Here is a 738-nt window from a genome sequence, read left to right on the forward strand (position 1 = left end):
TGTGATGATGGGGTTATGTCTTCGGGTGCGTCGGCTGTGGTGAGTCCTAAAGAGCGCTTGGCGGTGTTGTTCGAGCAGTTGGCGGAGTTGGCCGGTCAGCGCAACGCCATTGACGGGCAGATCGTGGAGATTGTGGCCGAGCTGGAGCGCGATGAGTTGTGCGGGATGACCGGGGCGCGTTCGGTGGAGTCGTTGGTGGCCTGGAAGACCGCTTCGTCTTCGGCTAATGCGAAAACGATCACCACCATCGCGCGCCGGGTGGAGGAGTTCCCGCGCTGTGTGCAGGGGATGCGCGAGGGCCGGTTCTCACTGGATCAGGTCGGTGTCATCGCCTCCCGGGCCGGTGCGGGCTCGGATGAGCATTACGCGCAGTTGGCCGCGGTGGCCACGGTCAACCAGCTGCGCACCGCGGTCAACCTCGAACCCCGACCCGAACCCGACCCGGTCGCGCCCCCGGCGCGGCCGGTGATCAGCAAGACCTCCGATGAGGTCGGCAGCTGCTACCGCATCAAGCTCGACCACCACGACGCCGCGAAATTCGATGCCGCCCTGGCTTCGCACCGCGACGCGCTGATCGCGGCGTGGAAACGCGACCACCACACCGACAGCGACATTGGCTCCGGCAGCGGCACCGGCAGCGGCGGCACGGGTGTTTTCGAGTCCCGGCCGCCGCTGCCGGGCACCGCCGACGCGTTCCTGGCCCTGATCGAGGCCGGCTGGGACACCGAGGTGGCCCGC

1 protein-coding gene is annotated in these 738 nt (G+C 67.9%); it reads left to right on the forward strand.

Going from position 1 to position 738, the window contains the following annotated elements; genetic code table 11:
* Positions 1-15: 15 nt before the first annotated feature.
* Positions 16-738: DUF222 domain-containing protein (locus A5636_RS13685; RefSeq protein WP_155763806.1), on the forward strand; the 723-nt coding region annotated here is incomplete at its 3' end.

This window comes from Mycobacterium asiaticum (assembly GCF_001673315.1).
In the GTDB taxonomy this organism is placed as follows: domain Bacteria; phylum Actinomycetota; class Actinomycetes; order Mycobacteriales; family Mycobacteriaceae; genus Mycobacterium; species Mycobacterium asiaticum_B.